Source organism: Parabacteroides sp. AF39-10AC, assembly GCF_003635405.1.
In the GTDB taxonomy this organism is placed as follows: Bacteria; Bacteroidota; Bacteroidia; order Bacteroidales; family Tannerellaceae; genus Parabacteroides; species Parabacteroides distasonis.
In genome coordinates this window covers 84,328-107,253 of record NZ_QTLP01000017.1, presented here as the reverse complement: position 1 = coordinate 107,253, position 22,926 = coordinate 84,328, and the positions used below count along the sequence as shown (strand labels likewise).

General features: G+C 47.1%; 17 protein-coding genes. 8 read left to right on the top strand and 9 right to left on the bottom strand.

Translation table 11 applies throughout. The features are described 5' to 3' along the window. Window positions 1–76 precede the first annotated feature (76 nt). The gene (locus tag DW033_RS15840; protein ID WP_122382922.1) at window positions 77–1,357 is read left to right on the top strand and encodes a DUF2851 family protein; all 1,281 of its coding nucleotides are present in this window, start codon (window positions 77–79) and stop codon (window positions 1,355–1,357) included. Here DW033_RS15840 and DW033_RS15835 read toward each other — a convergent pair. Beyond that, a complete protein-coding gene (locus DW033_RS15835; RefSeq protein ID WP_005864000.1) occupies window positions 1,341–1,724 on the bottom strand; it encodes a hypothetical protein in 384 nt (127 codons plus the stop codon). The genes DW033_RS15840 and DW033_RS15835 overlap by 17 nt on opposite strands. Then, on the bottom strand, window positions 1,699–1,950 hold the full coding sequence (locus DW033_RS15830) for a hypothetical protein (protein WP_005864002.1): 252 nt from the start codon (window positions 1,948–1,950) through the stop codon (window positions 1,699–1,701). The genes DW033_RS15835 and DW033_RS15830 overlap by 26 nt, the downstream gene beginning before the upstream one ends. 403 nt (window positions 1,951–2,353) lie before the next feature. Between DW033_RS15830 and DW033_RS15825 the strand changes: the two genes are divergently transcribed. Both DW033_RS15825 and DW033_RS15820 read left to right on the top strand, forming a co-directional pair. Continuing rightward, window positions 2,354–4,267, top strand: a complete 1,914-nt coding sequence (locus tag DW033_RS15825) for an Ig-like domain-containing protein (protein WP_122382921.1) — start codon at window positions 2,354–2,356, stop codon at window positions 4,265–4,267. Beyond that, complete coding sequence (locus DW033_RS15820; RefSeq protein ID WP_005860674.1) at window positions 4,209–5,075, top strand: DUF3108 domain-containing protein; 867 nt, start codon at window positions 4,209–4,211, stop codon at window positions 5,073–5,075. The genes DW033_RS15825 and DW033_RS15820 overlap by 59 nt, the downstream gene beginning before the upstream one ends. 294 nt (window positions 5,076–5,369) lie before the next feature. Here DW033_RS15820 and DW033_RS15815 read toward each other — a convergent pair whose 3' ends face one another. The 3 genes from DW033_RS15815 to DW033_RS15805 all read right to left on the bottom strand — a co-directional run bounded on the left by DW033_RS15815 (window position 5,370) and on the right by DW033_RS15805 (window position 9,735). Further along, window positions 5,370–5,777, bottom strand: a complete 408-nt coding sequence (locus tag DW033_RS15815; protein WP_005864005.1) for a PaaI family thioesterase — start codon at window positions 5,775–5,777, stop codon at window positions 5,370–5,372. Between the two features lie 25 nt (window positions 5,778–5,802). After that, the gene (cysS, locus tag DW033_RS15810) at window positions 5,803–7,278 is read right to left on the bottom strand and encodes a cysteine--tRNA ligase (protein WP_048928467.1); all 1,476 of its coding nucleotides are present in this window, start codon (window positions 7,276–7,278) and stop codon (window positions 5,803–5,805) included. Between the two features lie 90 nt (window positions 7,279–7,368). After that, window positions 7,369–9,735, bottom strand: a complete 2,367-nt coding sequence (locus DW033_RS15805) for an ABC transporter permease (protein ID WP_122382920.1) — start codon at window positions 9,733–9,735, stop codon at window positions 7,369–7,371. A gap of 195 nt (window positions 9,736–9,930) precedes the next feature. On the opposite strand from DW033_RS15805, the gene DW033_RS15800 reads away from it, so the two are divergent. The 4 genes from DW033_RS15800 (at window position 9,931) to DW033_RS15785 (ending at window position 15,428) form a co-directional block, all read left to right on the top strand. Further along, window positions 9,931–11,298, top strand: coding sequence for a sigma-54 dependent transcriptional regulator (locus DW033_RS15800; RefSeq protein WP_199712373.1), 1,368 nt, complete (start codon window positions 9,931–9,933; stop codon window positions 11,296–11,298). Further along, complete coding sequence (locus tag DW033_RS15795; protein WP_005864013.1) at window positions 11,295–12,563, top strand: PAS domain-containing sensor histidine kinase; 1,269 nt, start codon at window positions 11,295–11,297, stop codon at window positions 12,561–12,563. The genes DW033_RS15800 and DW033_RS15795 overlap by 4 nt, the downstream gene beginning before the upstream one ends. A 251-nt stretch (window positions 12,564–12,814) precedes the next feature. Next, the gene (locus DW033_RS15790) at window positions 12,815–14,653 is read left to right on the top strand and encodes a right-handed parallel beta-helix repeat-containing protein (RefSeq protein ID WP_008781032.1); all 1,839 of its coding nucleotides are present in this window, start codon (window positions 12,815–12,817) and stop codon (window positions 14,651–14,653) included. Then, window positions 14,643–15,428, top strand: coding sequence for a phosphatase PAP2 family protein (locus DW033_RS15785; RefSeq protein ID WP_008781033.1), 786 nt, complete (start codon window positions 14,643–14,645; stop codon window positions 15,426–15,428). Before DW033_RS15790 ends, DW033_RS15785 begins: the two co-directional genes overlap by 11 nt. 29 nt (window positions 15,429–15,457) lie before the next feature. Here the strand turns inward: DW033_RS15785 and DW033_RS15780 are convergent, their stop codons facing one another. Then, a complete protein-coding gene (locus DW033_RS15780; protein WP_122382918.1) occupies window positions 15,458–16,975 on the bottom strand; it encodes a GH3 auxin-responsive promoter family protein in 1,518 nt (505 codons plus the stop codon). Between the two features lie 80 nt (window positions 16,976–17,055). Between DW033_RS15780 and DW033_RS15775 the strand changes: the two genes are divergently transcribed. Further along, a complete protein-coding gene (locus tag DW033_RS15775; RefSeq protein ID WP_005864022.1) occupies window positions 17,056–18,069 on the top strand; it encodes an ATP-dependent 6-phosphofructokinase in 1,014 nt (337 codons plus the stop codon). A 64-nt stretch (window positions 18,070–18,133) separates the two neighbouring features. Here DW033_RS15775 and DW033_RS15770 read toward each other — a convergent pair whose 3' ends face one another. From DW033_RS15770 to fabF, 3 genes are all read right to left on the bottom strand, one after another. Then, a complete protein-coding gene (locus tag DW033_RS15770) occupies window positions 18,134–20,728 on the bottom strand; it encodes a T9SS type A sorting domain-containing protein (protein WP_122382917.1) in 2,595 nt (864 codons plus the stop codon). An 81-nt stretch (window positions 20,729–20,809) separates the two neighbouring features. Then, window positions 20,810–21,652 (bottom strand): ribonuclease III, encoded by an 843-nt coding sequence (gene rnc / locus DW033_RS15765; RefSeq protein ID WP_005860695.1) that lies wholly within the window; start codon window positions 21,650–21,652, stop codon window positions 20,810–20,812. 1 nt (window position 21,653) lies between these two features. Then, window positions 21,654–22,919, bottom strand: a complete 1,266-nt coding sequence (gene fabF / locus DW033_RS15760; RefSeq protein WP_005860697.1) for a beta-ketoacyl-ACP synthase II — start codon at window positions 22,917–22,919, stop codon at window positions 21,654–21,656. Between the last annotated feature and the right edge of the window lie 7 nt (window positions 22,920–22,926).

The window sequence follows — 22,926 nt, the reverse complement described above, 5'->3', positions numbered from 1 at the left end:
ACTTTAATTCAATTAATGTCGCAAATATACAGAAAATGAATTACATTTGAATCCAAAATCTTAACTCTGAAAGAATATGGAACGTTTATTACACTATGTTTGGAAATACAAACTCTACGCGAGTACTTCATTGGCTACCACCGAGGGGCTTCCTATCGCTGTTATCGATCCCGGAATACAAAACACCGACGCCGGTCCCGACTTCTTCAACGCCAAGATAAAGATTGACGGCACGGTATGGGCCGGAAGCGTGGAGATCCACGAAAAAGCTTCCGATTGGTTGCTGCATCATCACGATTCGGATAAGGCATATGACTCCGTTATCTTGCATGTAACAGGTGTGAATGACGCATCCATCTGCCGGATGAACGGTGAGCCTATTCCTCAATTGATATTACCCGTTCCGGAACCTGCCCGGAAAAATATCGATTGGTTATTGGCAAGAGAGGTGCCCGTCCCCTGTCTTGAGCGGATTCAAGATGTGGACTCCGTGCATCTGGCCTCATGGATGGATACCTTGCTCAGTGAGCGGCTGGAACGAAAGACAGAGGATATATACCGTCTGCTGGATCAGTACCAAGAGGATTGGAACGAGGTATTCTATATCCTATTGACCCGTAGTTTCGGCTTTGGCGTGAATAGCGACGCTTTCGAGTGGTTGGCGAAAAGCCTCCCCCTGCGATATATCCAAAAGCAAAGGGCTAGCGAGTCGCAAGTAGAGGCGATGCTTTTCGGACAAGCGGGTATGCTCTCGGAAGAGGGCTCCTGCCATTACTACCGTCTGCTGAGGCGGGAATATGAGTTTCTCCGCCATAAGTTCGGCCTCAAGCCTTTGGATGACTCCTTGTTCAAAAGCCTTCGCATCCGTCCGACCAACTTCCCGCATGTGAAGTTGGCGCAACTGTCCGCTATCTGGCATCGGTACGATACGTTGTTCTCGATGATCCTGTCCGCTTCTTCTCCTAAAGAGATCAAGGATTATTTCCGTATCCAACCCTCGGATTATTGGAAGAATCATTATCACTTCCAATACGCCTCGGTGCAAAAAGATAAAATGATCGGGGAGAATGCCTTGAATATCCTGTTAATAAATACGGTAGTCCCTCTGCTATTCGCTTACGGCGGTCGAAATAAACTTCCTGAGTATTGCCTGCGTGCGACCCGCCTCTTGGAGAGTATCCCGCCGGAACGCAATCATATCGTAACCGCTTTTATCCAATCCGGTATCGAAGTCCATAACGCTGGTGATACGCAATCACTCATCCAGTTAAAACGAGAATATTGCGAGAAGCGAAAGTGTTTGTATTGCCGGATTGGGTTTAGGCTGCTGAAACGGAGTGTTAATCCTCCTCGGTAAAAGGAGCTCTTATATACTTGCCGTCTTTATGATTATTGGTGATATAACGTATAATATATCGATCACCTTTCCGGTTGAAAAAAACATACCATGTGGTATGTTTACTGCTTTTTCGTTTGAAAAAGGCGTATTGCAAATCTTTCCCGTATCGGTTGAACCTCATTTCAGCTGTATGGGAGAGGTTATAATGTGGCGCATGAGGTAAAGTGTGGGTGAAGTCGAGGATATCATCGATAAGTATGTTTGCGTACTCAATGTATGAATAATAATCTTTCTCAAATAAGGTGTCGGCTAAATCCATCAGATAAGTGATTATTTCTTTAGGGATAATAACTTTTGTGTTATTTTCTTTGTGCGTTTTTTTCATAGAAATGTTTTCTTAGTTCTTGTTTTGCGTATTGTCTGAATTCCTCGATGCTCAATCCTTTGTTCCAATCTCGTTCAAATTCATCAAGGTTACTATCCGATAGGTTTACTCCCAATCGTTGCAATATAGGATTGATCATATCCCCATATTTCTTTAAATCGATGCGAACGTAGCTGTTGTTCCCTGCCGCATCTTTCTCCAATTCGATACCTGATACTTCTGACATAGTTGCTCTATTTATTTGGTTATACTTCCATCTATCGCGAAGATACTGTTTTTAATTAGGTATCTGCCTTATTTCGGGTGTTTTATTTTACAATAAGCTCGATGTGAATTACCGTTTTGTAAGAGATTGATAACCAGACTCGAAAAAACACGTACATGTTTTTTGGAAAAGTCGTACGTGTTTTCCGAAAAACATGTACGTGTTTTCGGGAAAACAAGCTGATGTTTTTTTCCGGATGAGCCGCGATGATATTCTTTAGGAGAGAAAAATGACAATAAGGTGAAGATAATTTATGATAACTCAATTAATTTAGGTGGCCTGTATAGATTAATTAGCGTATATATCCTTATCGTTCACGGGATTTTTCCCTATTTTTGTCCCTCAATTGAAATATGAAGATTGAATGGAAGATAAATACGTAAGAAATAGTTTACGGTTCTTTATAGGAGTACTTTTGTTGGCCGTGCTGTACTCGTGCGCGAATATAGCCTCGCCGAACGGGGGGCCTTATGATGAGGCCCCGCCTAAGTTCGTAAGCAGTACGCCGTTGCCTAACCAGATGAACTATAAGGGAAAGAAGGTGGAGATTATTTTTGATGAGTTGATCCAGATCGATAAGCCTACCGAGAACGTGATCATCACTCCACCCCAAATGGAGCAACCCGTTATCCGGGCGAACGGCCGGAAGGCGGTCATCGAGCTGATGGATACGTTGAAGGAGAATACGACCTATACGATAGACTTTACCAATTCGATCTCCGATAATAATGAGAAGAATGTATTGGAGAATTATTCCTTCGCGTTCTCTACCGGCGAATCCATCGACAGTATGGAGGTGTCCGGAGTCTTGCTGAACGCCGAGAATCTGGAGCCTATGCCGGGTATTACGATCGGTGTGCATACGAATCTGGAGGATTCCGCCTTTACGACGATCCCATTTGTCCGTACTTCCCGTACGAACGACAAGGGAGAGTTTACGATTCGTAATATGGCCCCGGGGACCTATCGGATCTATGCCTTGGAGGATGTGATGCGCTCCTATAAGTACAGTCAGCCCGGGCAGCAGATCGCTTTTTACGATTCCTTGATCGTCCCCGCGTTCGAGTTGACGACCCGTCAAGATACGATTTGGAAAGATAGCTTGACGATCGATACGGTGATGACAGTCGGTTATACCCATTTTATGCCGGACAATATCGAGTTGCGCCTGTTTAAGGAGAAAGTAGAGCGTCAATATATGTTGAAGCCGGAGCGTACGGATGAGAAAATACTAACCTTGCGTTTCAATACCTCCTTGGATACTATTCCGGTACCGGTTCCTTTGAATTTCACCCCGGCGGATAGCAATTGGTATTTCTTGCAGACAGCGGAGGAAGGAAAAGCCGTGCATTACTGGTTGACCGATTCTTTGATCTGGAAGCAAGATACGCTACAAGTGGAGGTGAATTACCTGAAAAGTGATTCCATGAATATACTTCGTCCGCAGACCGATACGGTACAATTTACCGTGCGTCGCCGTCCTGTGGAGAAGAAGAAAAAGAAAAAAGACGATGAGCCGGAACCCATCGAGTTTCTGGGAATGAACGTAAACGCTTCCGGTTCCATCAACCTGTATGATACGGTCGCTGTTACGTTTAGCGAACCGGTAGCGGGGTTAACGAAAGATCATTTTTATCTGGATCAGAAAGTGGATACGCTTTGGGAAGCCGTTGACTTCGATTTCTTCCCGGATACGACGAATTCCTTGAATTTCTTCATCAAGCGCCCGTGGAAATATGGCGAGGAATTCCGTTTGGAAGTAGATTCCGCCACGATATTCAGTGCCTATGGTAAATGGAACGATGTGTATAGCGGGGAATTCAAGATTAAGAAAGAAGATGAGTACGGGCATTTATATATCAATATCGAGGGATCGGATACTACCGCTTTCGTGGAATTATTGAATAGCAGCGACCAGCCGATCCGTAAGGTGAAGGTAAAAGATGGCGGCGTGCTTTTCATGGACTTGAAACCGGATAAATATTATGCCCGTTTAGTATTAGACGTGAATGATAACGGTGTCTGGGATACCGGTAATTACGCCGATAAACGGCAGCCGGAGCTTGTCTTCTATTGCCCGAAGATGTTCAATATCATGCAGAACTGGCAAGTGGAGGAGACTTGGAATATCAAGGCTACACCGATGAAACGGCAGAAACCGATCGATATCACGAAGAATAAACCGAAAGAGCTAACGAAAAAGAAAAGAGATTACAAAAATGAGGGAACACAGTCTTCGTCCAATAGGAACAGCGGTGTGGGCGGCTTGCGCTTCTAAACTGTATATATGCGTTTTCTTTTTGTGTGTAGCGAGTCTTACGTCTTTGCGGGCACAAACGTTGCCGTTATCCCATGGGGAACGGGTGGATTACGATCTTTATTTCAAATGGGGGCTGATCATGTCGAAGGCCGGATTGGCTACCCTTTCCGTGAAAGAATCGGAATACCAAGGAGCGCCGTCATGGCATTATAACCTGTTGTTCCGCTCTGCCGGAGTGATCGAGAAAGTCTTTAGGATGCGTGATACGATGGATTGCCATTACTCAAAGGAGCCTCGGCTCTTGTTCAGCTCGAAGCGCACGAACGAGGGAGACTACTATCTGGTGGATAATCTCCAGTTTGAGTATCAAGGAAGCGGTAGGATCGATATCCACTCGCATCGCCATACATTAAAGGAGACGAAGATCGACACGATGCTAATGGCGAAAGGACGTGTATTCGATATGCTGGGAGCTACGATGTATCTCCGTTCGCTGGATTGGCGGACGATGAGTTATGGTGCGGAGTTCCCTTTCATGATCGCTATCGGCCGGGAGCTCGTGAACGCTCGTTTCCGCTATACGGGACAACAGATCGTCGAGCATAAGGAGGCGAAATTCCGTACCCGTCATTTCTATATCGATATCTACGATGAGGCATTTTCCCAAGCCAAGGAAGCGGCGGAGGTTTGGATCGGTGATGACGAGAACCATATCCCGGTAAAGATCCGGGCGAAACTGAAGATCGGGGCGGCCGAGGTCTATTATAAAGACTCCTATAACCTGCGTGCCCCGCTTACTTGCCGTATCGTGGTGCAGAAGAAATGAAAGCTTTTTAGATAGGCTTGTGTTTCTCGCACCCAGCTCATCACGGAGCTGGGGCGAGAGCTTTTTATATTGATAGGGTAGTTATCATGATCGTGTAGCATTGATGTAGACAAATATAAAAGATGTTTTATAATAAAGGGGGCTCATAAAGGCAGAGGTTATGACATGTGAATAATTTGTTTATGACATATTGTTTATTTAGATTGATTTATAATGTGTTGCGTATAAGCATAAAAAAGCGAAAGCCTTTGGGAACAAACCCCAAAGGCTTTCGCTTTTTATAGAATTTCTTTTTTAAACCAACGGAGTGAAGGGTAATTCCGTGTCTTTGCGGTAACCTGTACCATTAAAAGTCGCGATTAATTCTCCGGCTTCATTGGTGATACGGACTTCGCAATTCGCCAGTCTCTTATGGCTGAACGCTTCTTTCGCTTCCGCATATAAATATCCCTTACTCTCCGCCTTAAAGAAATTGATGTTTGAGGTAATGGATAATGTCAGGCGTGCGTGGCTATTAGTCGCCGCGGCGAAAGCCAGATCCGCCAACGTGAAGATCGCCCCACCTTGACATACGCCTCCACCATTTAAATGTTCGGGCTTGATGAGCATACGCGCCTTGGCGTAACCGTTGCCCGTTTCTAATAATTCAACGCCCGCAAGCAAGGCGAATTTATCGCCTTGAAGAAATTCATGGATTGTCATAACCTCTTACTATTCGCTTGGTGGATTATTTGCTTAGTTTCCATTCCGCACCATCCTTGGTATCCTTTATCTCGAATCCCATCGCGATTAATTCGTTACGGATCTTGTCGGAGGTAGCCCAGTCTTTATTCGCCTTGGCTTGCTGGCGGATGGATAATAATAAGTCTACGGCCTTGCCAAAAGTCTCATAGCTGTTACCACTGGCGGAAGCCTCGTCTTTCATACCTAGGATGTCGAACAAGAACAAGTGGAATACCTCTTGTAATTCTTTCAGGTCCTCCTCGGTTATGGTAGCCTTACCGTCTTTTATCGAATTGATCGCACGGGCGGCATCGAATAGATGAGAAATCACGATCGGTGAGTTCAAATCGTCATTCATGGCCTCGAAACATTTCTCACGAAGACCTTTCGTGTCTACGGTAGAGGTAGCGGACGGTTTCAACTTCATCAAATGTCCGTATGCCTCCATCAAGCGTGACAAGCCCTTCTCGGCAGCCTGTAAAGCCTCGTTGCTGAAATCAACCGTGCTGCGGTAATGCGCTTGCAGGATGAAGAAACGGATGGTCATGGCGGAATACGCTTGTTGCAAGGAGGGATGATCACCCGTGAAGAATTGCTCCAGTGTGATGAAATTACCTAATGATTTACCCATCTTCTGCCCGTTGATGGTGATCATATTGTTGTGCATCCAATAATGAACCATGTCATCCCCTTGGGAAGCCACGGCTTGCGCGATCTCGCATTCATGGTGCGGGAAGATCAAGTCCATGCCACCCCCGTGGATGTCGAAATGCTCCCCGAGGTATTTCTTGCCCATAGCGGTACATTCGCAGTGCCAACCGGGGAAGCCGTCGCTCCACGGAGACGGCCAACGCATGATATGCTCCGGCTGGGCGCATTTCCAAAGGGCGAAGTCGATGGCGTTATGCTTCTCGTCCTGCCCGTCCAACGCACGGGTCGTATTCAACATATCCTCGATATTGCGACCCGAGAGGATGCCGTATTTATGATCTTTATTATATTTCTCAACGTCGAAATAGACGGAGCCTTGGCTTTCGTAAGCGTAGCCGTTATCCAGAATCTTCTTGACTAACTCGATTTGTTCGATAATATGTCCGGAAGCGTGCGGCTCGATGCTGGGAGGAAGTACGTTCAGCGCATCCATCGCTTGATGATAACGATTGAGGTAATATTGAACCACTTCCATCGGCTCCAACTGTTCTAGCCGTGCCTTCTTGGCGATCTTATCCTCCCCATCATCGGCGTCGTGCTCCAGATGCCCTACATCCGTTATATTACGTACATAACGCACTTTATATCCTAGGTGGGTAAGGTAACGGAATAGCAAGTCGAACGTGATCGCCGGACGTGCGTGTCCCAAGTGGGCGTCACCATAAACCGTGGGGCCACATACGTACATACCTACATGCGGCTCGTGCAGGGGTATGAATTGCTCCTTCTTTCTCGTAAGCGTGTTGTAAATATTCAATGGATGTTCCATATTCTATTATATATTTAGGAATCGCGAACTTACATAAAATCCTTGGTATTATCAAGCTGATCGTGAATAGTCTGTAGTTTTCATAGGCATTCATTGACTCTTGATGACTTCCGACGGATTCTCATTGGCTGCCTTACATACCTGTTCACGTATCGTACCTAGAACCATGCTGGTAATGGTGATGAATATTCCCACCAACCACCAGATCTGGATTTGGATGCGATAGGCGTAGCCTTGCAACCAGTAGTTCATGACGAGATAGCTGATCGGGAAAGCGATGATTCCGGCGATGACAATTAATCGCATGTATTCCTTGAAGAACAAGAAAATGATCTCGGAGGCTTTCGAGCCTACTACTTTCCGGATAGCGATCTCTTTACGCCGCCGTTTCGTGGAGGCTGTAGCGACGGCGTAGATGCCGAACAAGGAGATTAGCAAACAGGCGAAAGCGAGGAACGAGAATATTTTCAGCCCGACGATCTCGGATTGGTTCAGTTGATCGTAAAGCGTTCCGATCGGGGTGATCCGGGTATCCGCTAATGTCGGGTCTATCTTGGGCAGTAGCTCCGTGATATGGTGGGCGATGTTTCCTTCCTCGCCCGGTATGACCCGGATATACAGATTATTCACCAGTCCACCCGAAGGAATGAATAGCATCGGATGAATACTTTCCCGGAAAGATAGCGCATGGAAATCGTTGACGACACCGACGATCTCGTATTCTTTGATCACGCTGAAATCTGACCACCACGGCATACGGATGATGCTGCCGACTGGGGCTTGTAAGCCCATGGCACGAACCGCCGACTCGTTGAGCACGACACTAAGTTCGTTGCCTTCTGTCCACCACCGGCCCATTAACATCTTTAGGTCGAAGGTCTCACCAAATCGGTGATCGGTTCCATAGAGGTGGAAGTCCACCTTTGTGTCCAGCGGTTTTCCCTCCCATTCCACATTCGTGAAGATCGCCATGGGATCGACATGATGTTGAGGCTTAAAGTTCGTGTCGGTGAAACTTTTGACTTGCGGCAGGGCACTTAACTCTTGCATCAACGTGGATTCTATTTTCCCGGATACGTCTACGAAGCCGGATAGTTGGATAAGGCCTTTTGGGTCGAAACCTAAATCTTTTTGATTTACGAATCGCATTTGCTCCATGACAACCAGCGATGCTACGATGAACAGGATACTGATCATCAATTGTAAGGTCACGGCCATGCGGCGTAACAAAAGGGGTTTGACTGTCTCTTTGGGAACGAGCGAGGTGGTTGCCGTATGGCTGAACTGCCCGAAGAATACTAATCCTGCACATTGGAGGATGAGGAATGTACCTATACCTACCCCTGCGAAAAGAAACAGGAACCGGCCCATCTCCAAATCAATCTCCAGCCATCGGGCGAAAAGCGGCTTGACTTGGACTATGAAGATCAAGGCTACCAACAAGGATGCAAGTACGAAACAGCCTAGCTCGACAGACATTTGTTCGATCAATTGCTTTCTCGTTGCGCCGTTGACCGTCCGTAAACGCCATTCCCGCACACGTTGCCGAAAGAGATCCATATAGGAATTCAAGAAATTGAAGAGGGCGGCAAACAATAATAGGGCACCAGATACGACAAACAAGCCGATGAAATTTAAGGTGAAGGGTGTATCTTCATTCAGATGATGCCGGATCTCACGGATGGGGAGTGTTCGCAACTCGATCTCCTTGTTCACCCCGATACGTTCAGGTAGCTCTTTTAGTTGATTGGCGAAGGCTTTTGGGTCTGAGCTTGGATGGAGTTTCACGTATAAGTCCATCACGAAGAAGCTCCATTGTGCCTCTGGAGGTAACTGGGAGAAATGCTGTATCATGTTATGGTTGATGATCGCGTCGAACGGTAGATTGGTATGGGGTGATGGGTCTTTCACCACAGCCGTGACGATGTAGGGAGGTAAGGAGGCTCTCATCAAGGTGTGTATCGGTTGCCCGATCGCCTTTTCCGCGTCGCCAAATAGACGGACCGCCGTACGTTCGCTCAAGATCATGTTGTTTACGATTTGTAGCGGATGATTCATTTCTCCACAAACAAAAGTTTGCGGGAATACCTCTAGGAACGTGCTGTCCGTATAAAGCATATTCATTTGGATATAAGGAGTCGCTTGGGTACGGCAGTTTTCGGTTGAAAGCATAAGCGTGGTGGAGGCTTCGATAGCTGGGACTTGCTCTCGTAAGCTATTCTCGATACCTTTCGAGGCTCCTTTGTTCACTTTACCGGATTGTTTCTCGGCGCTATAGACACGGTAGATGGATTCGGAATCCTTGTAGAAAGAATCGTAAGTGGTCTCATGATCCATCCAATAGAGTATGGGCACGAAACAGACGAGGGCGAAAGCCAGCCCTAGGATACTGATGGAGGCGCTGACTTTATACTTCCAGATGTTTTTGAAGGCAATGACACAGTAATGTATTAACATGGCAATTCCGTTTTTTGATGATATCGCTGATGACTCAATTTCGCTGAATCCGACTCAAATATTATGCCATAAATGTAACGTATTAGAAAATAGAATCATAGAAAAATCTGTATTTCTTCATGTAGTGCGATAGCGTACATTTTTTGTGCGATAATGCACGTACAAGCTGTCTTTATTCCCTTTATCTTTGTCCGTATGGAAGAAAAGGGGAAAATATTGATCATCGACGATAATAAGGATGTGTTGTTCGCATTGAACTTACTGTTGGAGCCGTACATGCAAAAGGTGAAGGTAACGACACAACCGGCACGCATCGAGTATTTCATGCGGACGTTTCAACCGGACGTGGTCTTGCTGGATATGAATTTCCATCGGGATGCCGTGAGCGGGCAGGAGGGTTTTGAGTATTTGGGACAAATCTTGGAGATCGATCCGCAAGCGGTCGTGATCTTCATGACGGCCTATTCGGATATAGAGAAGGCGGTCAAGGCCATTAAGGTAGGAGCTACCGATTTCATCTCCAAGCCGTGGGAAACGGAGAAGTTACTGGCTACCCTCTCGTCGGGCATTCGATTGAGCCATTCCCGTAAGGAGGTAGGACGTTTGCGAGAGCAAATGAAAGCCATGAAGGAGGACGACACATTGCCGGAATTGATAGGTGAGTCGCCGGCTATGCTGAAGGTAAAAGACACGATCTACAAACTTGTGGAGACCGACGCGAATATATTGATTACCGGCGAGAGCGGTACGGGAAAGGATTTGGTGGCTCGTTTGTTGAGGCATTACTCGCCCCGGCGTGACGATGCTTTCGTGACGATCGATTTGGGAAGCATCCCGGAACAATTATTTGAGAGTGAGTTGTTCGGCTATGAGAAAGGTGCCTTCACGGATGCCCGAAGATCCAAGCCGGGACGTATGGAGATGGCTTCCGGCGGTACGCTCTTTCTGGACGAGATCGGGAATCTATCTTTGCCGATGCAATCTAAATTGCTGACAGCTATAGAGAAACGTCATATCACCCGTTTGGGAGCGGTGGAACCGATCTCGATCGATGTCCGTTTGATCTGCGCCACCAACGCCAATCTGCGTCAGCTGGTGAGCGAGGGGAGTTTCCGGCAAGACTTGCTCTATCGGATCAATACCATAGAGATAGCCATACCACCGCTGCGTGAGCGGGGAGAGGATATCTTGATGCTGGCCGATCATTTCCAGAGGCTGTATAGCCGGAAATACAAGAAAACGATCAAAGGGTTGAGCCGGGAGACGGGGAGTAAGCTGATGAAATACCCTTGGCCCGGTAATGTCCGGGAGTTGCAGCATGTTTTGGAGCGAGCCGTGATCTTGAACGAGGGTACGGTGCTGAGACCGGATGATTTCCCTCTCTATACAGCCTCTTACGAGCGGAAGAAGGAGCTGGACCCTGATTTGAATCTGGAACAAGCCGAGCGGAAAATCATTGAGCGAGCCTTGCGGCAAAGCAACGGTAATATGAGCTATGCCGCCGAGCTATTGGGTATCACCCGTTTTTCCTTGTATCGCAAAATAGAGAAGTTCGGCTTATGAGATCGTATGCGTTCACGGTCATCTCGCACATCCTAGGCATCGTATTGTCTACGGGACTCCTGTTCTATTGCGTGCATGAGGAGATTATTTTTTGTCCTACTTTTTGCGGGATCGCGATCTTGTATTTCTCGATTCATCTTTATTTCATACAGATGCGGCAGGTGAAGTATTGGCGTTATGTGGTGGATTGCTTGCGGCAGCAAGACTTGATCCAGATCGTTCGTTCACCTTACGAGGATAAGGTGATGCGGGAGTTGGCGGACGATTTGTCCGAGGCCCTGCGATCTTTGCGTGGCCGATTGATGGACGAGGAGGTAAGGCGGCAGTATTTTGAGAGTCTGTTGAATAAGGTGGACACTGCCGTACTCGTTACTGACAGGGAAGGGGCTATTGAATGGAAGAACCGGGCCGCCGACGCGTTGCTGGATACGAGGTGTCGGTTACCCAATGAGTTCTTGGAGGCTATCAAGGCGGGGAAGACGGTGGTGCGTTACGGAAAACCATCCGTTCCGCAAGATTGGGCGATCGATGCCACTCGTATCGACTTGCGAGGTTGCGAGCGTTGGATCGTCAGCTTGAAGAACATCCATTCTACCTTGGAGCGGAATGAGATGGAGGCTTGGCAGAAATTGATCCGTGTCTTGACGCACGAGATCATGAACTCCATCACACCCGTTATCTCGTTGTCCGAGACCTTGAGTAAACGTTGTAAAGCAGATCCGGATGATGTCCGGAATCGTTCGTATATCCAGCATGGGGTGAATGTCATCCATCGCCGGAGTAAAGGGTTGCTGGATTTCGTTGAGAATTACCGGAGATTGACCCGGATCGCCTCTCCGGTAAAGACCCGTATCTTAGTGAAAGATTTCTTTTCGGATTTAAGGCGTTTGTGCCCTGAGCCTTCTATCCGTTTCCGCTTGCCGGACGAGCCTCTGGAATGGTTCGCGGATCGGGCGCAGATGGAGCAGGTCTTCTTGAACTTACTGAAGAATGCTTGTGAGGCTTGTGCGGAAAAGCCAAACCCCGAGATTATCGTGGCGGCTCAGCGGGAGGGAAACGAACTCGTCTTTACCGTGCGAGACAACGGTATCGGTGTCTTACCCGAGGTTATCGACCGGGTTTTTGTACCTTTCTTTACCACCAAGCCCTCCGGCTCGGGTATCGGTTTAAGCATCTGTAAGCAAATAATCACCTTGCATGGCGGCCATATCTCGGTAGAATCCGAGAATGGAAAGGGTAGCTGTTTCTTTTTGTACTTTAATTGATTATCAGCCTATTGCAGTTTTTCTAAATTTCTTATACGGAAAACTTTAGTTTCTTCAAGGAAAAACTTTCGTTTCTATATAGGGAAACAAAAGTTTCTTACTGAGGAAACTTTTGTTTTATTAGGAGAAAACTCAGGCTGCTATTATAGGAGATTCGTGATAGGATTCATGAGACGGAAAGTTATTGTCTGTTTTTAGTGCGCTTACCCTGTAAAATACATACCTTCGCGGATATATTTAATTGATTTTCTATGAAATGGTATCTATGGGGGGCAGTTGTCCTGCTTTATTCCCTGTTTGGAAGCGCTTGTTCTACGGAACGGAGGTATGATTTGTCGGCTTATGGTTTATCCCCGGTCGAGAATGTGGATAATGCGCCCGCTATGGCGAGGGCATTGGAGCAGATACGGGAGAAATGCGAGGAAAACCAGACAATTGTGGTGACCTTGCCTAAGGGCCGCTATGAGTTTTATCCCGATAGCGCGGCGGAGCGTGTCTATTTCATCTCGAATCATGATCAAATGAATCCGAAGAAAGTAGGTTTGCCTTTCGAGGGGATGAAGAATATGGTGTTCGACGGGCAAGGCTCGGAGTTAATCTTCCACGGCAGGATGTTGCCGGTCTCTTTGCTGGATTCGAGGAATTGTGTCTTGAAGAATTTCAGTATAGACTTCAAGCATCCTCAGATTTCACAGGTAAAAGTGGTGGAGAACGATACGCTGAAAGGCGGGATCACCTTCGAGGTGGCTCCATGGGTACGCTATGAGATACGGGATAGCGTGTTTGTAGCGAAGGGAGAAGGCTGGGAGTTGACTCCCGGTTCCGGTATCGCCTTCGAGGGAGATACACGTCATTTGGTGTATAATACAAGCGATATCCCGGTAGGCGTGCGGGGCTTGATCGAGGTTTCTCCAAGGCTGATAAAGTCTCCCCGTTGGAAAGACAGCCGTTTGGTGCCCGGTACGGTGATCGCCATGCGTTCTTGGGAACGTCCGGCTCCCGGTGTCTTCCTGTATCATGACGTGAATACGACTCTGGAGAATATCAAGGTTCATTATGCCGAGGGAATGGGCCTCTTGGCGCAAGTGAGCGAGAATATCACGCTGGATGGTTTCTCCGTTTGCTTGAAAGGGGCGGACGATCCGCGGTATTTCACGACACAGGCGGACGCTACCCATTTCTCGGCCTGCAAGGGAGCGATCATCTCCAAGAATGGCTTGTACGAAGGGATGATGGACGACGCTATCAATGTGCATGGAACTTACCTGAAAGTGGTGAGACGAGTGAATGACTCTACCTTGGTAGGCCGGTATATGCACCCGCAATCGTATGGTTTCGAATGGGGAAGGGTAGGGGATTCCGTGCAGTTCATCCATTCGAGCACCATGGAATTGATAGGGGCGAGAAACCGGATTACCGCTATCAAGGCAGTTGATCAACCGGATTACCGAGGGGCGAAGGAGTTCGAGATCCGGTTTGAGAATACGGTGAATCCTTCGATCCATGAGGGGAGCGGCTTCGGCATAGAGAATCTGGAGTGGACGCCGACGGTCCTATTCTCGGATAACGTGATCCGGAATAACCGTGCCCGTGGTTCCTTGTTCAGCACGCCTCGGCAAACGGTCGTAGAGAATAATGTTTTCGATCATACCTCGGGGACGGCGATCCTGCTGTGCGGTGATTGCAACGGCTGGTTCGAGACCGGCGCTTGCCGGAACGTGTTGATCCGTAAGAATAAGTTCATCAACTCCTTGACGAATATGTTCCAATTTACGAACGCTATTATCTCTATTTATCCCGAAATCCCGGATTTAGCGTCGCAAAGGAAATATTTCCATAGTGATATCGTGATCGACGCGAACGAGTTTATTACGTTCGATAGGCCATTGGTATACGCCAAGTCCGTGGACGGGTTGGTCTTCACGAATAATATTGTCAAACAAAATAAGGAATACCCAGCCTTCCATTGGAATAACCATCGTTTCTATTTCCAGCGGGTGATCCATTCGAAAATAGAGAACAACTATTTTGATGAAGGGTTTATCCGGGAGAGGGATGTCTTAGAGGAAAATAACGGATATGATATATAGGAAATTAATCGTCTTGGCAAGCCTTTTGATAGGCTTCGTAAACATTGCGTTCGCCGGCGTTGGTGATCTCGATACGTTAAACGTACGTTCTCAAGCCCCTGTCAAGGAGAGAATGCCTGTCGTCGCCTATAAGTTTAACCCGAAAAGCTTGATTCTTCCGGCCTCATTGATAACGGTGGGAGCCGTAGGCACGGCGATCGACGGGATGAATGACTTTCACCTGTTTTCCCGGAAAGATTCCGTGAAGCAAATCCATATCGACAATTACTTGGAGTGGGGAATGCTGGGTTGGGTATTTGTCTGCGACCTTATGGGAACAGAGAAGCATAACTGGGTGGACCAACTTTGCTTGGTCGCTTTAGCGGAAGGGATGAACGGATTGATGGTGCATGGGCTGAAGAACTGGGTAAACGAGCCTCGCCCGGACGGGGCGCCTTATTCGTTTCCTTCCGGACATACCTCGAATGCTTTCTTAGGGGCGCATATGGCTTATAAGGAATTTAAGGATAGCTCACCTATACTCGCTTACTCGGGTTATGCGATAGCGGCGTTCGTGGCGGGTTCCCGCTTATACAATAACAGGCATTGGGTGGCGGATGTAGTAGCCGGCGCAGGTTTCGGGATCTTGTCGGTAGAGTTATCGTATCTGATCTATTTCCCGATTCGTAACGCTATCGCCCGGCGGATCAATCGAAATGTGAAGAACTGCCCGATCGTGGCCGCTCCGGTATTCAGTTCGAATATGGCGGGATTCTATCTGACTTATCAATTTTAATGCGTCTTATGAATAAAGCGCATACCGGCTTATAGAGACTGGTTAATGCGCAAAAGCTCCTCTATATGCGTGCGGTCGTTGCTGAGGCGTGGGATCTTGTGCTGCCCGCCTAATTTGCCTTTCTGCTTGAGCCATTCATAGAAAGCACCGTCGTGGGCGATAACGATTTCCAGCGGTTGAAGGGAGATCTCTTTATACCGCTTCGCCTCATAGTCCGAGTTCAGCTTTTGTAAGTTCTGATCTAATAAAGTGGCGAATTCATCGAGAGATTCCGGTTTCTTGTCAAACTCGATAAACCATTGGTGCCGTCCTTTTGCCTTATCCAGCATAAAGAGTGGGGCGGCGGTATATTCTTTTACTTTCGCCCCGGTTCGTAGGCAAGTCATGGCGATCGCCTTATCGGCGTTATCCACCATTAGCTCCTCGCCGAAGGCGTTGATAAAGTGCTTGGTACGTCCGGAGATAACGAATTTATGAGGGAATAACGAGGTGAAACGTACCGTATCCCCGATCTGATAGCGCCATAATCCTCCCGAGGTCGTGATTACCATCGCGTAGTTTTTCCCGGTCTCTACCGATTCCAGCGGTAACACGGTCGGATGGGCGCTACCCACCTCGTTCATCGGGATGAACTCATAGAAAATACCGTAATCCGGCATCATAAGCAAACTGGAGTCCGTAGGATCGTCCTGCAGCCCAAAGAAGCCCTCGGATGCGTTATAGGTCTCCATATAATGCATCTTATTCGATGGAATCAAGGTTTTATATTGCTCCCGGTAAGGCTCGAAACTGATTCCCCCATGGAAGAAGACCTCCAGATTAGGCCATACGTCCGTAAGATATTCCCTACCCGTTTTTTTCAATACGGCCTTGATCAATACCAACATCCAAGAAGGAACACCGGATAGGCTGTTTACATCCTTATTCCAAGTGTTCTCCACGATCGCCTTGATCTTGCTTTCCCATTCATCCATTAGGATAATGGGTTTCTTGGGGACGCGTATTAAATTGACGAGCGGATTGAGATTTTGAAGTAATACGGCGGATAAGTCGCCTTGATGAGCCTCGGAGTTTAGCGGGGAAGGGCTATGGCTACCGCCTAATATCAAGCCTTTCTTGGAGAAGAAACGGCTTTCTGGGTTGTTCCGCAGATAGATGGCTACGCAATCAAAGCCGCCTTTATAGTGGCAACCCTTTAATATCTCGGGGGTGACGGGCAGGAATTTACTTTTGTCGTTCGTGGTCCCGCTACTCTTAGCGTACCACCGCACCACCGAAGGCCAGAGAATATTCCTTTCTCCGTTTATCATTCGGGTGACATACGGCTTTATCTCGTCATAAGTCTGTAAGGGAAGGCGTTGGCAGAAGTCAGAATAAGAGCGAATGCTTTTATAATCATATTTGAGTCCCCATTCCGTCTTGCGTGCCGTCGAAAGCAGAGCATGCAGCTGTTTGTGCTGGATATGGTCTATATCCTGCCCAAATCGTCCGATCTCCGTTTGTCGATGGCGGAAAAGGAGCGAAATCGTCTGTGTTAAAATATCCATGCTCTTTTTATTTGTTCGAGTGCAAATGTAGGCATTCTCTTTTTATTTATATCTTTGCTAGGTACTAAATTAACGTTACGATGAAAATAGGGATTCTCTCATCGGGTGGCGATTGCCCCGGTATCAACGCTACGATCCGTGGTGTTGGCAAGACCGCTATCATGCATTACGGCATGGAAGTGATAGGTATTCATAGCGGTTTTATAGGTCTTTTGAATAAAGACGTCCAAGTTTTCGATGAACGGAGCTTATCCGGCATATTAAATTTAGGGGGAACCATTTTAGGAACGTCCAGAGAGAAGCCTTTCCGTAAGCTCTTGGCCTCGGGAGATTCGGAAAAGCCGGAGATCATTAAGAAAAATTATGAGGAGCTGGGGCTGGACTGCTTGGTTTGTATCGGAGGAAACGGTACGCAGAAGACGGCCAATCTGTTATCTCAGATCGGATTGAACGTGATAGGCGTTCCCAAGACAATCGATAATGACATATGGGGTACGGATATTACGTTCGGTTTTAATACCGCCGTGAATATCGCCACGGAATCTATAGACCGTCTTCATTCTACGGCTAGTTCACATAAGCGGGTGATGGTCGTGGAGGTGATGGGCCATCATGCCGGATGGATCGCCTTGTATGCCGGGATGGCTGGAGGTGCCGACGTGATCTTACTTCCAGAATTGGGATACGATATCGATAAGGTGAACGAGGCGATCTTGGATCGGGCTCGCAGGGGCAAACCTTATTCCATCGTTGTAGTAGCCGAGGGTATCGAGACTCCGGATAAAAAGCGTCCTTCTGATTATATTACCCGGGCTATCGAGGCGGGAACGGGTATCGAGACCCGGGATACCGTATTGGGATACACCCAACGGGGTGGAAACCCCTCTCCGTTCGACCGTAACCTTGCGACTCGTTTGGGAGGCCATGCCACGGAACTGATCGCTAATGGTGAATTCGGACGTATGGTTTGTATGAAAGGAGATAGGGTAGAATCCATTCCCTTGTTAGAAGTAGCGGGAAAACTAAAATTAGTGACACCGGATCATGATTTGATCGTACAAGGAAAACGGATGGGGGTAACATTCGGGAAATAAGATAAAAAAGGTTGTGTGTCAGAGAACGCACAACCTTTTTTACTTTATACTAGTAGGCGGCCGTTTATTTTTTAATACCTTGAACGGTTTGGCTTCCCTTTTCGGTAGTCAAGCGGAAGATATACATTCCAGTGGCAAAATCACCCGTGCTGAGACTGCTTCCCGGTTGCGGGACGCTACGTATCAACTTTCCATCGGCCCTGTAGATCTCAAGCGATTTCAGTTGTTGATAATTCTGGATCTGTACTTCATTCGAGAAGATACGTGGTTGAATATCTACTTCTTCGTCTGTTGGCTTCAGTTCGTTACCTACGCTCGTTTCCGGAATTACCGTAGCCGGGGCGCTCTCGTCGGTACCATAAAGTGCCGTTACTTGGAGCAGAGGGGTACTTGTTGTCAGATTTTTCACCGTATAATTCCGTTGAGAAACAGGTAATGTCGTCAGTTCTCGGGTATCTTGATATACCTTATAACCGGTCAGCTCCGGAAAAGCCGTGATCAACTCTGCTTCTTGCGCATCAGAGGCGATAGCCAGTTTCCGGAATGATAATCGGCCCGTTCTCATGGGTTGCGGTTTCTCCGAGAAAGTGCTCGTGGAGAATACGGAACTCGAGGGGAGCTCACCTTCTTCTGCGCTTATTACGATCGATAACACAACATTGGCATCTAGCTCATCATCTGAGAATGTTTCCCATTTTTTTCCGTCCAAAGAATATAAATTCCCTTTTCCGTCGACTGCGGGGCCTTTATCGGAGCATGCCGGATATGTGTTATTGGCATAGCTTATCACATGAATGGCTACCAGTAAATCCTGCTTCGCGTCGATTACGAATGGTGTTTTAAGTGTGACCGAATTTATTTTACCTGATTTCAGTTGAGTGAAACTCTCTTCATACTCCCGGTTTCCCTGTTTGATATAGACTCCATAAGTGACCCCTTCCAGTGGATAGAAATTAACCTTCCGGATCGTTTTTTTATGCACCGGTTGTAGATCTTTCGTATCCCATTTCTGAGCGAAATAGAATGGATCTCCTCCGAGACCGAACTGTTGATAACGATCTTGTGATCCCCAACCAGCTATTTTTTCGAGGACTGGGGCATTCCATGTCAGTTGAATCTCACCCGTGGAGATCTGTTTGTATTTCAAATCAGTCGGACCTTCATACTCGTTTCCGATCGTTTTCCCATCCTGCGTCATTCCCTGCAACGAGGTGACGCCCGTTCCGAGTGGATCTAGCCAGACATCCATCCGGGCTGTATCATTATCACTGTATTTATTCCAGTGATAATACAATTTACCGTATAAATTCAATCCTTCGGGCAGTTCGCAACTGGAGCTTCCACCGCTCAGCGTACCTATAATCAAGCCTTTGCTATTAAATAAAGGCGAGCCGGAAGATCCTCCCTCGGTCACCCCGTGTCCGTTTAGCGTGGCATCGAAAGTCGCGTTCCAATGAGCGTTCGTGGCCCCGGTTTTCCCAACATCACTATTACGCCATGTAATCGATTCTGTCGGATAATTTCCATAGGTGGAGATTTTCATATAATCGCCGGAAGGATGATGGATGCCTACGCCCGAGAGTGAAAGCATATTTGAACGATCCCATCCGTTAAAGAATACATTATAATCGTCGGGGATCTCGTCGTTAAGCAACAGCAACAGTCCGTCGGAACCGTTTTCGACAGGGGTAGAGGCTTTCCGTGTACATCCTACCATGGTTTTTATCGGATAAATGGGTGACTCATTATCGCAGCCCACATGTTCTTGGTGGAAATAAAACAACCAGACCGCTAATTCCTCGGGAGTAACCGTCTGTTCGCCCAGTATATCTTGCGAACAATGGAAGGCGGATAATACATAAGGCTTTTTGTCACGGGCCGTATTATTTACCAGAGAAGCCGTACAAATATAGCTTCCTCCTTCTCCCTCTTTATTACGGATGTATTGAATCATTTGTATCACCCCCTTCTTTTGCTCCTGCCAATCGGCTCCCTCCTCGCAATTGATATTCACTTCGCAAGCTTCTGAAAAGCCAGCTCCCGGCGCTTCCTGTACTTCTGGCATGATCGCTTCAAGATGATTATACCCGTAACCGACCTCCCGGATGCGTAGTCGAGGTGTCTCGCCGGATGGTGCAGGTACATATTCGAGGATCACCTCATCGCCTGCTACGGCTTGGGTTGCGAACGGTCCGTTTTCAGGATGCGTACGATGCGTATAGGCACCCAATACTTGGGTTTTCGCTGCGTTATACAGGTATAACCGGGCACCTTTGGGTATATAAAAATCGGAGTAATACAGGATCAAGGCGATCGCTCCTTTCGCTTGAAGGTGAAGTTGCCATATTTGGCTACCGTCGGGTAGTGAAATCCAATCGCCGCTATCGGCGATGTCGAAGCTGGTTGGGATCGACTTGGCTACACGCAACGGAGCGCCTTGGCTGACCCTCCACGCATCGACCGTCTTGAGGTCTTCCACACTGAAATTCACAGGAACTTGTTCTGCTAGCTTTTCACTTCGAAGTGAACCTGCGAATTGAAAGCTGGGGGGGAGTCCTCCTTCGCTGATCTGCGCCAACGAACTTGAAATCGAGAAATAGCCGATATATAATATGCCGGTTATTAATATTCGGAGAAATTTACTGTACTGTTTTTTCATACATACAACTTTATATGAGCTTATTCTTATATAACTAAGAACTTGGGTATATCAAACGATATACCCAAGTTCTGCTATTTATCATACAGTTTCTTCCTCTGGGAGGTCAGAAAACTCTTTTTCATCGGTTAGTTCACCAGTCTTCTTTTTCTTTGTGGCAGAGATACGTTGCTGGAGTTCTTTGTCTGTCCGCAATCTTTTGACCGCCATTTTAGAAGCCGCTTGCTGGGATTCTTTTTTGGAGTAACCGATACCTATGCCAATTTGCTCGCCGAGCAATTTAATTGCGCTTTGGAATACAGGATTTCCATCATGATCCGTAAAAGACTCTATTAGATCGAACGAGATCGATATTTTGTTCTTTTGGCTCCATTCAATCAAGTTTGACTTGAAATTTATCTCTTTCCGGACGAGCGTATCTACATCGATATACTTTTCTATCATCACGTCACGGATAAACTTATAACAAACGTCATAACCTTGATCCAGATAAATAGCGCCGATCAAAGCCTCGAGCGCATTACCATACATATGATTGTTATGAGAGTTTATCTTGGTTGAATAGACTACCATTTGATCGAGGCCGAGTTGTACGGCGACCTTATTCATCGTTTCCCGTTGTACGATCTTGGAGCGTGTGTTTGTCAAAAAGCCTTCCCGCTTATTCGGGTAGCGCTTATAGACAATATCGGCGACCGCCGCATCCAAAATGCCATCTCCTAAAAATTCAAGACGCTCATTGTTAAGCCATTTACCATCACCCGTCTCTACCGATGATGATTTATGCAACAAGGCCTGCTCGTAAATCTGGAGATTATCCGGATAAAAACCTAGAATCTTTGATAAAGACAAATAAGGCTCCCTACCTTTATTATGCAGGAGCCTTATTCTTTTATGTAGCTGTTTGTATAGCTTTCTAAACACGTTATTTCACGAATTTTTTAACAATGGCGCAAGCGTTGTGTCCACCGAAACCAAACGTATTCGATAAAGCGGCTTTCACTTCTCTCTTTTGAGCCTTATTGAATGTGAAATTCAGTTTATAATCTATTTCAGGATCATCATCGCCTTCCGCATGGTTAATGGTCGGCGGGATAATACCATCGTTTATAGCCATAATACACAGGATCGCCTCTACCGCTCCGGCAGCACCAAGCAAGTGACCGGTCATTGACTTTGTGGAACTGATATTCAGTTGATAAGCATGTTCTCCGAACACATCTTTGATCGCCTTAACCTCTGAGATATCGCCTACGGGAGTCGATGTTCCATGAACATTGATGTAATCAATATCTTCCGGAGTCATTCCCGCGTCTTCCAATGCGTTGCGCATAACCAGCTTCGCTCCTAAACCATCCGGATGAGAAGCGGTCAAGTGATAAGCATCGGCAGACATTCCGGTTCCTGCGATCTCGCAATATATTTTAGCGCCACGAGCCAATGCGTGCTCCATTTCTTCCAATACCAAGCAAGCTCCACCTTCACCCATCACGAATCCGTCACGGCTAGCGCTGAACGGGCGAGATGCGGTCTCGGGAGAATCGTTACGTGTCGATAACGCGTTCATGGAGTTGAATCCACCTACACCCGATTCAGAAACAGCAGCTTCCGCTCCACCGGTGATGATGACGTTAGCCTTGCCTAAACGGATATAATTGAATGCGTCACTGATAGCGTTTGTAGAAGATGCACAAGCTGAGACGGTCGCAAAGTTCGGGCCGTGGAATCCATAAAGCATGGAAATATGTCCAGCCGCGATATCCGAGATCATTTTCGGGATGAAGAACGGGTTAAACTTCGGACCGATCGTATCCTTGATCTTCGCATAACTCAATACTTCCTCGTCAAATGTCTTGATACCACCGATACCTGAAGCGAAAATAACGCCGATACGGTTCTTATCTTCGTTATCCAAGTCCATTGCCGCGTCCTCGATCGCTTGTTTCGCCGCGTCGATCGCAAATAAGCTATAACGATCACACTTGCGGGCCTCCTTACGATCCATAACTTTCAACGGATCGAAGCCTTTAACTTCGCATGCAAATTGTGTCTTGAATTTGGATGCATCAAACTGAGTAATAGGTCCAGCGCCACTTTTTCCATTGATAATACCTTCCCATGTTTCGGGGAGGGTATTACCAAGAGGAGTAATAGCTCCAAGACCTGTTACTACAACTCTTTTTAATTCCATACCTTTA

Coding starts and splice junctions, on each gene's coding strand:
- DW033_RS15840 (WP_122382922.1), top strand. CDS start 77: ATGGAACGTTTATTACACTATGTTTGGAAATACAAACTCTACGCGAGT.
- DW033_RS15835 (WP_005864000.1), bottom strand. CDS start 1,724: ATGAAAAAAACGCACAAAGAAAATAACACAAAAGTTATTATCCCTAAA.
- DW033_RS15830 (WP_005864002.1), bottom strand. CDS start 1,950: ATGTCAGAAGTATCAGGTATCGAATTGGAGAAAGATGCGGCAGGGAAC.
- DW033_RS15825 (WP_122382921.1), top strand. CDS start 2,354: ATGGAAGATAAATACGTAAGAAATAGTTTACGGTTCTTTATAGGAGTA.
- DW033_RS15820 (WP_005860674.1), top strand. CDS start 4,209: ATGAGGGAACACAGTCTTCGTCCAATAGGAACAGCGGTGTGGGCGGCT.
- DW033_RS15815 (WP_005864005.1), bottom strand. CDS start 5,777: ATGACAATCCATGAATTTCTTCAAGGCGATAAATTCGCCTTGCTTGCG.
- cysS (WP_048928467.1), bottom strand. CDS start 7,278: ATGGAACATCCATTGAATATTTACAACACGCTTACGAGAAAGAAGGAG.
- DW033_RS15805 (WP_122382920.1), bottom strand. CDS start 9,735: ATGTTAATACATTACTGTGTCATTGCCTTCAAAAACATCTGGAAGTAT.
- DW033_RS15800 (WP_199712373.1), top strand. CDS start 9,931: ATGGAAGAAAAGGGGAAAATATTGATCATCGACGATAATAAGGATGTG.
- DW033_RS15795 (WP_005864013.1), top strand. CDS start 11,295: ATGAGATCGTATGCGTTCACGGTCATCTCGCACATCCTAGGCATCGTA.
- DW033_RS15790 (WP_008781032.1), top strand. CDS start 12,815: ATGAAATGGTATCTATGGGGGGCAGTTGTCCTGCTTTATTCCCTGTTT.
- DW033_RS15785 (WP_008781033.1), top strand. CDS start 14,643: ATGATATATAGGAAATTAATCGTCTTGGCAAGCCTTTTGATAGGCTTC.
- DW033_RS15780 (WP_122382918.1), bottom strand. CDS start 16,975: ATGGATATTTTAACACAGACGATTTCGCTCCTTTTCCGCCATCGACAA.
- DW033_RS15775 (WP_005864022.1), top strand. CDS start 17,056: ATGAAAATAGGGATTCTCTCATCGGGTGGCGATTGCCCCGGTATCAAC.
- DW033_RS15770 (WP_122382917.1), bottom strand. CDS start 20,728: ATGAAAAAACAGTACAGTAAATTTCTCCGAATATTAATAACCGGCATA.
- fabF (WP_005860697.1), bottom strand. CDS start 22,919: ATGGAATTAAAAAGAGTTGTAGTAACAGGTCTTGGAGCTATTACTCCT.